This is a genomic window from Aeromonas sp. 55A, assembly GCF_051919665.1.
Taxonomy (GTDB): domain Bacteria; phylum Pseudomonadota; class Gammaproteobacteria; order Enterobacterales; family Aeromonadaceae; genus Aeromonas; species Aeromonas veronii.
The window spans coordinates 1832234-1842492 of sequence record NZ_JBQBEH010000008.1 but is presented as its reverse complement, the minus strand read 5'-3'; the positions used below and the strand labels follow the sequence as shown (position 1 = coordinate 1842492).

5 protein-coding genes and 1 pseudogene are annotated in these 10259 nt (G+C 54.1%); 1 reads left to right on the top strand and 5 read right to left on the bottom strand.

The window, feature by feature from the left end; genetic code table 11:
- Positions 1-83 precede the first annotated feature (83 nt).
- Complete coding sequence (hsdR, locus tag ACTG2G_RS12600) at positions 84-2549, bottom strand: EcoAI/FtnUII family type I restriction enzme subunit R (RefSeq protein ID WP_439985491.1); 2466 nt, start codon at positions 2547-2549, stop codon at positions 84-86.
- Between the two features lie 140 nt (positions 2550-2689).
- Positions 2690-2941 (bottom strand): annotated as a pseudogene (locus tag ACTG2G_RS12595) (recombinase family protein); the annotation flags it as partial.
- A gap of 238 nt (positions 2942-3179) precedes the next feature.
- Between ACTG2G_RS12595 and ACTG2G_RS12590 the strand changes: the two are divergent.
- Positions 3180-5006, top strand: coding sequence for a hypothetical protein (locus ACTG2G_RS12590; protein WP_439985490.1), 1827 nt, complete (start codon positions 3180-3182; stop codon positions 5004-5006).
- A 1101-nt stretch (positions 5007-6107) separates the two neighbouring features.
- Here the strand turns inward: ACTG2G_RS12590 and ACTG2G_RS12585 are convergent.
- The 3 genes from ACTG2G_RS12585 to ACTG2G_RS12575 form a co-directional block, all read right to left on the bottom strand.
- A complete protein-coding gene (locus ACTG2G_RS12585) occupies positions 6108-6602 on the bottom strand; it encodes a hypothetical protein (RefSeq protein WP_439985489.1) in 495 nt (164 codons plus the stop codon).
- A gap of 431 nt (positions 6603-7033) precedes the next feature.
- On the bottom strand, positions 7034-9481 hold the full coding sequence (locus ACTG2G_RS12580) for a primase-helicase zinc-binding domain-containing protein (protein ID WP_439985488.1): 2448 nt from the start codon (positions 9479-9481) through the stop codon (positions 7034-7036).
- 504 nt (positions 9482-9985) lie between these two features.
- Complete coding sequence (locus tag ACTG2G_RS12575; RefSeq protein ID WP_047438419.1) at positions 9986-10231, bottom strand: hypothetical protein; 246 nt, start codon at positions 10229-10231, stop codon at positions 9986-9988.
- Positions 10232-10259: the final 28 nt, after the last annotated feature.

Sequence of the window (10259 nt, the reverse complement as noted above, 5' to 3'; positions counted from 1 at the left end):
AGGGGCGAATGCGTCAGGAAGATCGATCAAACAAGCGGCCATCATTGGAATGGCCGCATGGTAGTTCAGAAGCAGTCAGGCCGTCAGGCGCTCTGCTGCTCACGGTAAATTTCTTGCTCCAGTTCGGTGATAGCCTGCTCGAACTGTTTGGGGCCACCAAAACCCTTCTTGGCCAACTCCAGCGGGCGACCCAACTCGGTAAAGGGAGCGACTTTTAGCGCATCCTTGGTCTCAATCTCGGTCACCCCCTGATCGGCATACTTGTCGAGCAGTCTGGTAAGAACCAGCTGGGCGGTGTCGTTGTACTTGGTGAAGTAGTTGCGCTTTTTGACGTTGTTGGCCCGCTCGCGGCGGGTCAGTGGCGGCTGATCGTATACCACATGGCAGATAAGGTCGAACGGGTCGAGCTCCTTGCCCACTTCCTGCTCCAACACCTCCCACAGCACGCCCGCCTGAGCCAATTCATCCATAATGGCTTGCTTGCGTTCGGCGGCTTGCCAGCGTTTGGTGAACGCATCGAGGGTGGCAAACTCTTTGAGCAGGGTCTTTTTGGTGTAGTCCTTGAAGGATTCGGTCACCAACTTGCCATCGCCATCGTAATACTGCACCCGCTCGGCGATGACGCTGACCGCCACGCCGTTGACATAATACTTGCTGACCCCGGGCTCGGGGCCACCCAGCGGGCCTGCGCCCTGGCCCCCTGCGCCACTCTGGCCACAGTCACTACCGGTTGTGTAGCTGCCGGGTTGTTCATCAACCCCGGGGGCAAACGGATCGTCATTATCGCCGGGTTCATCGGTTGGCAGTGGATCTGCGCCGTCGATGATATCGCTCAGGCCTTCATCCGGATTGTTGATGTCTGCCGGTTTGACCACCATGACGCGCTCCGGTTCGCCGTCGAAACGGGGATCGGCAAACAGCTCGGTGGCCTTCTTGAAGTCGAGAATGGTGAACCAGAGCTTGCCGTACTTGTCGTCGATGCGAGTGCCACGGCCGATGATCTGCTTGAACTTAGTCATGGACTGGATGTTTTGGTCCAGCACCACCAACTTGCAGGTTTTGGCATCGACGCCGGTGGTCATCAGCTCAGAAGTAGTGGCAATGACCGGATAGGGCTTTTTCGGGTTGATGAAGTTGTCGAGCTGGGCTTTGCCGAGGTCATCATCGCCGGTGATCTTCATCACATAGCGTTCATCTTTGGCCATCTGTTCTGGATTGAGGTTGACCAGCGCCCAGCGCATCCTGTCGGCATGATCGATGTCATTGCAGAAGACAATGGTCTTGGCCATCGGGTCGGTTTTCTTGAGGTAGTTGGTGATGGTCTCGGCCACCAGCTGGGTACGCTCATCGATCACCAGGGTACGGTCAAAATCCTTCTGGTTATAGATGCGGTCTTCAATCTGGTTACCCTTTTTATCGAGCTGACCCTTGGTTGGGCGCCAGCCCTGCAGGTCTACATCGATATCGACCCGCACCACCTTGTAAGGGGCGAGGAAGCCGTCCTCAATCCCTTCTTTGAGCGAGTAGCTGTAGACGGGATCGCCGAAGTAGTCGGTGTTAGAGACTGTTTCAGTCTCTTTGGGCGTGGCAGTGAGACCAATCTGGGTGGCTGACGAGAAGTATTCGAGGATCTCGCGCCAGGCGCTGTCTTCGGCGGCGCTGCCACGATGACACTCATCCACCACAATCAGATCGAAGAAATCAGGGGATACCAGCTTGAAAGCCTTCTGTGCCTCTTCTGGCCCAGTTAGTGCTTGATAGAGGGCTAGGTGAATCTCATAGGCCGGATCGATAGTACGCCCTGTGACTTTGGTCATTGCCGAGCCAAAGGGCTGGAAATCGTTGATGCGAGTCTGATCCACCAATACATTGCGATCAGCTAGGAACAGGATACGTTTCTTGGCTCCAGCCTTCCAAAGTCGCCAGATGATCTGAAACGCGGTGTAGGTCTTGCCGGTGCCGGTGGCCATCACCAGCAATACCCGATCCTCACCTTTCGATATGGCTTCTACGGTCTTGTTGATGGCCTGCAGCTGATAGTAGCGGGGAGACTTGCCGCTGCCATCGGAGTAATAGTCCTGACTGATGACAGGCAGCTGGGCCAAGGTGTAGCCCTTCCAGGTGCAGAGCTTGTCCCAAAGCTGGCCCGGGCTGGGGAAATCCTCCAGTGCAATCTCGGATTCCAGCTTGGCCGGATTGGTCTTGTCATGAAACACGAAACCATCGCCGTTGCTGGCAAACACGAACGGCACATCAAGCAGACGGGCATAATCGAGCCCCTGCTGCATTCCCTTGCCAATCTCATGCTTGTTGGCTTTGGCCTCGATCACCGCCAGTGGCAAGCCCATCTTGTGATAGAGCACGATATCGGCCGATTTTACCTTTTTGCGTGCTGCCATCTGGCCGCGCACCACCACTTTGCCATCCCGCAGCTTCACCTCTTGGCGGACCTGGGTCAGGTCATCCCACCCGGCAGCCTTGATAGCAGGCAACAGGTATTTCGAGATGATGTCGGCTTCGGTGAGGGTTGCTTTGTTGATGGGCGACACAGCGCACTCCGGTTTGAAAGAGGACTGGTGCTGATGTTCTCATGAATACGGGGGTGTGTGGGAGAGTTATGAGTCCAAAACTTGAACAGGAACATACCTGAAGCGTTATCAAAGGCATAAACACCTGCGCATATGGCTAATTACGCAGACCGACATGCTCGTTTCACACTGGCAGGCGAGATCCCGAAGTGTTCAGCCGTCAGCTTGATGCTAGCTGAATTCTCTTTGCGCCAGATGGCAACGGCAGCATCGTTAATTGTCTTCTCGCGCCCTAGCGCCTTACCTTCTGCCTTCGCCTTGGCGATCCCAGCCATCTGCCGGAGCTTGATGTTTGAACGTTCCAATTCTGCAACAGCAGCCAACATGGTCAGCATGGCTTTGCCAATGAGAGTGGAGAGGTCGAGCCCAGATCAACTTTGCCTCGTTGACTCTCGTTGGTCGATTAGTTTAACCTTCATCTCAAGGGCTCGGAGACGCCCTGCCGGGTCGTCGGCGCCGCCAACGCCGAAAGCAAGTTCTCCTCGTTTCGAAAATCAGAACGACAAGTTATCAAAACACTAACAACTCAACTTAATCACGATCCCATACTGGCGGCCTTGGGGTGGGGGATGATTTTGTTAGGAGAATATAGTGTCTGATAACCTCAAATTTGCTGGGCGTCGCCTCGGCTACCTCCCTTTGCGCGATGGCCACGCCATTCCTCTGCGCGGAATATCACCAGCGGACATTAAAGAAGGCGCGAAATCACGCGTGCTTCATCCCGATGCTGACCCCTTGAAACATAGACAGACGCTCAACGCTATTGTCGATCGCTTGGGCTTCGCCGGAGACTTCGGGACTTATCAAAATAATGGCTGGCCCGAGTTTCAAGCCTTCCTCAAAAAGCACCGCTGTACCAAGCAGGTTGGCACCTTTCCGGTAGATCATGGCGGCTGCATAGATCTTTATTTTTCAGAACATGGCGGCCCCACCCCTCGTGAGTTGGCTGACCGCATCTTCTTCGGCCCCCAAGAGCAGCGGCCTCGTCGGGTATTTCTTGGATACGGCGTGGACTGGTCCGCTTGGGATAACGGGAATGGCCATCAAGTCCCAGCCGCTGCAATCAAGTCCATCAATGCGTTGCCGGAAGTGGCAGCCCAGCTTGGCAAAGACCTGTTTGCACGACGGCTCGACCTGATGGGCCAGTGGGGCTTTCTGGATAACAAGTTGGTTGATGGCCCGCTTAGCACCATAGTCGACAAACGCTACTGGGAACTAAAGTACGGCCCCGAGGACCGGACGGCACAACATGCAAAGACTTTTGCCGCAGTCCGTGCGTTCCGCGCCGTTTTTGACGCTCAGCCCGAAGGATGGATTGACGTACTTCCTTACAACAACCGACTCACCGTCCTACGCGCTCATGACGGTTGCTGGGACCTGTTGTGGCGTGATTACAGGGAACATGAACCGCCCAAGCCGGACAATTTGGCCGATTCATACAAATTGGCGATTGCAGATTTGCCATCAAAGTTGATGAGTGAAAGCGACTTGCGTCGAGCCATTCATTTCCGCCAAGAGTTCTGGGACGAAGACGAAGCCCACAAAGCGGAGCAAGCCTTCTACGACCGAGGCGGAAGCATGATGGAGCGGCAACTCACAACGTCCGTCGATGTGCGCCGCACATGGCTGACAGAGCAAGGCATTTGGCGATCACCAGAGCGAGCAAAATGGGCTGGGCCGCTACCAAACGGCTTCCATCTCGTCGAGATTGGAGGCCGCAAGCTGGCTATCAGCGATCTGATAGACCTCGCTTCGTTCCGGCAGATGCTGGAGGAAACAGGCTTCCATGAACGACAGGGCGAGCGTAGCGAGCCTTGGGATCGCGCCAATGAAGGCGCCTCTGATGATGCTCCTGTCGGCGCATCATGGGTTGATGCTCAAGCCTATTGCGCATGGCGTGAACGGCAACTTGGTGTCAGCCTCAGGCTACTCACCCAGAAAGAGCTTCGCGCTATTCGCCCGGCTTACTCCAAGCACTACGAATCGATGGCGTTTGGTGATTTTCCGTGGGAAAACTGGCCACCTCGTCCACTGGTAGAAGCAAGCGAACAGGCTATCCGCCAAGCTGTGCCTTCGGCCGTCAAGTGGTCTGAGCCAAGGTTTCTGGAGCCCAATCCTGACGTCGCTGAATTCCCACATCCCAGCGGAATTGATGTCAGCAGTTCTAAAGCCATCAACGGTGGAGTTCGCAAAATCTGGATCAAGGACTTTCCTCCACATGCGGCATGGGAAGAGCAGATCCCATGGACAGAACATCAGGGCCTCGAGTTCATTGATGCGTGGGACGCCTACGAATGGTGCCAAGAAAAGGGCCACATTAGCGGCCGTTTTTGGGAGGGCGACATAGGATCAACGTCCTGGGGTGCCTACAAAAATATCAAGGTCTCTTTTCGAGTAGTCATGGACATCGAGGGCTGAAGCGATGTTCAAAAACTCAATCTGTCTCAGCGCCAAAGGAAAACCTCGTCGCGCCTACCCAAATCAGCAATGTGCCGAAGAAGGCGCGCGATATGCTCTCGTATCATATGGCAACCGCATGATGCCCTACCATTGCGGCCGATGCTGCTCCTGGCACTTGTGTCCGACAGATCGGCACACGCCAGGGCATCACTGCTGTGACTGTTTGAAGCAGGCGTATGCCTCAGAAAGTGCAGCGGTGCGACGTGCACTCATTCTGGAACGAGAACAGGGGGTATTACTTCGAGTGTATGAATGTCCCCATGGCGAGGGATGGCACCTGACGAGTAAACTTTAAACAGCGTGTAGCGGGCGGGGCTTACGAGCCCCCCCAAACTTTGCTTAGCGCGAACCTTCACCCTCGCTTTTCCATCGCAGATAGACCTCATCACCTCACTCTTCTTGCAGCCCTGTGGCGGCCGCACACCTTCCAGAGTAGCTCAAGGCAAAATGTGACTTTAATGGCCCCCTTTGCAACCACTTCACAGACCGCTAGTGATTCGCAGGCGATTGCGGGGCTCAGATCATCACCACCTCCTCAGTTAGCTCGATTTACCTAAACGCGGCCCGATAACAACCCGGAGGCCATCCACTACCACTTTTCGATACAGCGAAGTTCAAGGGCACTCTGCAAATGATCACTCGTAACAGGACAAAGGGTTTTTCATTTTTCGGGGGCGGTCGAAGAGGCGTGTGCGCTAGCCCCTACCAGCAATCCCTTGCCAGAACTGGCCTGGAGGCTTCAGAAGGGGGGAATTAACCATAAAAAGCGATCCTGGCTAGCCAGAAAAGGGATCGCCAATAGTAGAGAAAAAGGATCGTTATGCAAAACGATCACTTTTAATAAAAACCCTTATTTTACTGTTAGTTACTGCGATCTTTGCCGAGAGTAAGCGATCCTGTTTTTTCACCAAAACCACTCTGCCAAAAGTGATCACTTTCCCGCATTCTGTAACGTAAGCTGGTCTGTAGCCCTCATTCTTATTGGGTTATGCCAATTCTATGCTCATACAGGGCAATAATGATCGCCTGTAACACAAAAAGTGATCATTTTAGGGGTGATCACCTAAGGATTTTCTCCAACTCCCAACCCCATGGTTCATTTGGTGCGCCTCTGGGGTATGAGGCGAAACGCCAACCCAACTGCTTCAACACTATGTTCAAGCGACGAAACACCATCCTGTGATTTGAATGACTCAGGTTATAGAAGTCCGTCAGCGCCTCACAAGTCACACCGGGATGTGTTGCTACGACCAGAATGTAGGCATGGTGCGGGTGCCACCCCATTGCAACGACAAGAGCGGCCAAGTGATCAATCGGCCCGAGCTGGGAAATGGCACGGTTTCGCTCTGCCCGCTCCATCAATCGACGGTTAGACTGCCCGACATTCCGAGCCCAGGCATTACGATACCGAAAGATGTCTTCGACTCCCGGTGCTGGCTTGCACAATCGTTCTAGCTGCTTGCGCTGGCGCTCTGCTCGTTTTTGCTCCTTTAGCCGCTGCTTTTCCTCTTTCGCTATCTCTTTGGCATACATTTTCAGAACTTCGTCGATCATTCGCTTCTGCTTCACGTTGGGCTTGGTGGATCATCATTGGCGTGGCCCGCTAATCCCCCTGAATTGTTTTACCGCTTTTTGCGCCTACCTAGCCTACCTCCGTTGCAGGCCTTACCAAGACTGGCTTGAGACGTGTAGGGTTTAACATTCATTCCCTACCCATACCCTCCCCCGGCAGCAAGATCCCATCCGTTTGGTTAATCAGAACAGAGTAGGTTTGCAACCAAGCCACATCAGCCATGACGGTAGGGATAAAGATGACCAGTAGGGTTTGGGTAGGGTTAGGGAATACTCACCCTACCTCTTTGCATCCCTTGCCCGACAAGGCTTTCAACTGTGCTAGGTAGGGAGGGTAGGGTTTGTAGATGAAAGTCCCACGCATCCTCAGGTACAGCGGCCAAGCTCATCATTCTGTCATCAATGGGTCGTCATTACTGATCGACATTGACAGCTTGGGGTAAGAACATCTCCGCTACCTCGGTCAACATAATGTTGGTTTGCGATTTGCCCTTGATCACCCGACTGCAGTATTGGCGGCCATACTCTTTGGCTGCTGCCTTGAGCGCGCGGCTAAACTTTTGAACTGATAGCGGGCGCCCCAGGCCGTGGTACTCCATGAAGGCAAGGTAGGCATGATAGAGATAGCGCCGGGGTTCCCGCTTGATCTCCGGATTACCCCCCATCATCAATCCCTTGGGTTCATCCAGAAAGAGCACCATCCCGCAAAGGTCGATCACGGGGTCGGTGGCTCGTTTGATGGTCAAGGCATCATCGGAGTTACGCTGTTCCAGCAATAAGTGACGGGCATGCTCAGGTTCGGCGAACTGGGCTAATAGATGGCGGATCACCACCGGCAACTCGGCGGCAATCTTGTCGCCAAGCAACGGATCTTTATCCGCTTCGGCCACAACCCGGTCAAAGGTAAAGATCACCCGGCGTCGGGATATGCCTCCATTGCGTTCAGTGATGACCATAGGTTCGTTATTGGTGGCCAGCACAACAGCCTGGATGACAGTGGCAAATTGTTTCTCATACTTCCCATCGATCTCGACCAAATCCCCCCCGGTAATCGCCTTGATACCACTGCCATCACCAATGTATTTGGGCTGGTCAGGCAGAACAATCAGCCGTTTATCGACAAACTGGTAGCGACTTTTTGCGTGGTCCAGTGAGGCCATGTTGCCGGAGCCAGTGTTCCGTTTTCCACCAGCTAACAGGATTGCCACATTGGCAAAGATGCTCTTGCCGCTGCCCCCCTCACCGGTAACCTCAAGGAATAGCTGCCAGTCATAACGGTTTGCCAACACCATATATAGGGCGGCATTGATGCGAGCCATCTTGGCGGCGTTGTTATCGACAGCGTGACATAACCACCTAGTGAAGTTGGGGGCATCCCGCTCGAGACATTCATCAACGAGTGGCGGAGCATAGTTGATTCCGTTGTGCGTGAGCAGCCCATCGCTGGGCGTATGTGGCCGAAACTGGCGAGTTGCCATGTCATAAACCCCATTAGCAAAGCCGATCAGCTCTTTGGTTGGCTGGCCCATGGTTGGGATCATCAGCTTCATCGTGGAAACTGTGGCGGCAATACCTTTGTCACTGAACGGAACTCCATACTCGGTAAAGATGGCGGCCATTTCGCGGCGCAGTTCGGTATCTGTCCATGGTGCCCATAGGCTACCGTCATAGCGATAGACACGCTCGGCCTCAAGGCTGATAGCAACTTGCCCCAATCGTTCGACCAGTAGTGCAGCCCGCTGACTAGCACTCATTTTGTCGATCATGGTGGCTGGTGGCTCATGCACCCGTTGGAGCTGATTCACCTCGATCTTCCTGGATTCCTCTCCCTTCTGGCTGGCGTTTTGGCTTTGGCTGGTCGCCAGTCTGGTGCTGGCGCTCATGATGGCCTCTTGTGTCTTGCTCAGCCCATGAGCTTGGTGGTAATCGTTCCAATCCCCGGCCTCTGGTGGAAATATTGCACGCCCGCCCACTGCTTGTGCTGCTTGCTCAGTCTGGTGCTTGGTAGAGTCATTACGCTGGCCTGTTGCGTTATCCAAATCGTGATCACCACAGATGATGATTTCGGCGTCTGGGTTCTGACTTCTAGCAATCTCAGCCACGTTCATCAGATTGTTGGCAGTCATCGCGCAATAGACTGTTGCCCCTGTCGCCAGCTGGACTGATAGACCGGTGGCGTAGCCTTCCACCACTGCCACCAGCGCCCCACCATCAATGCGATGATATACACCAGCCTTGCGGCCACCACCCAAGGTGTGTTTCAAACCATCTTCGTTGCGAATTAGCTCCACGTTAACCAGATTCCCTGCACCATCGAGCAAGGGAACAATCACGCTACCGACAGGGAACACCTCACCGTTTATCGTTTCTTTGGTACCGCTGATCGCGCTCTGGTGTTCCGCAAAACCTTTCCTTGATAGGTAGGCGCTACCACAACCACGCGAATGAGCATTCATGATGCGGCAGGCGCGTGCAGCAGCTTTCCTGTGGCCATCTTCCCGCTTTCGGGTTTCCTCTTTGGCCTTGGCCTGTTGTTGCTGGTGGATGCGCCCCCGTTCGACAGGATCTAGCCCACCGGCAGCCAACCCCACCATAGGCGCTATCAACTCGGCTGCCTCCATGGGGCTCTTGCTCATCACCCGGCATACCAGATCCAACCCATCCCCAGCACCGCACTGGCTACAGATGAAAGTCCCTCGCCCTTCCTTGTCATCGAGTCGAAAGCGATCTTTGCCGCCACAGGCAGGACAGGGGCCATGCTTGCCATGACGCGGAATGTCAAGGCCAAGACCCGCCAGCAAATCCGGCCAATACCCTACAGCTGCGGCGGCCACATCAGAAACAAACCTTACAGTGCTCATACCTCGCCCCCAACTAGAGCGGCAACCAACTCATTGAATGCCCGCTCGTCTAAGCCTGCCTTCATTTGGCGAGCATAGGGGCGAGTTACAACAGCAGCGGCCCCTTGGCTTTGCTCTATAAAAACGGATCTCGCTTTTCGGCTGGTGAAGGCACTCAATACTCCGACACGGGAGCGTTTGCAGGTTCTGGGATTGGGTGGTCCATAGAAGGTTTCAGTCTGGCTATCAGCGGCCCATGCAAAATAGATCATCGCTTGCCCTCCGAATCAGAAGAAAGAGCATGGATCTCGGCCAGCAAGCCTTGATGACCTTTATGGATTAATAAGTGAACTTTCATGTTAAAATTACCTCGCACTCACTGGCTCCTTGGTCGCCAAACTGTCAGAGTCAGTGAGTAATCCGAAATGCCCTTACTGTCGCAGGTAAGGGCTTTTTTTCATGTTTTCCCCATGGGTTTGCACACCATGTTTGCCTATATCCGATAACAGATGGGTTCCCTGCGGTTTAATCATCCGTCGGGTGTTGTTCAGGCAGTCCACCAGCCATCCACAAGCCGAATAGTTTGGTGTTCACAAACATCCGCTTGCCGACAATTCGGCAGCAACGTTCCAAGCCGGGCTTCTCGGCTCGCTTCCAGAACATGGCCTTCAGTGTGGGATAGTTAAATTGGGGGTAGTGCTTGGGGATTTCGGTCACAGGCAGCCAGTTGTTTAGATCTTGGCTGATTGCGATGAGATTGAGGTCTTGCATACTGCTTATACTCCCTTTCCTGTTGCTC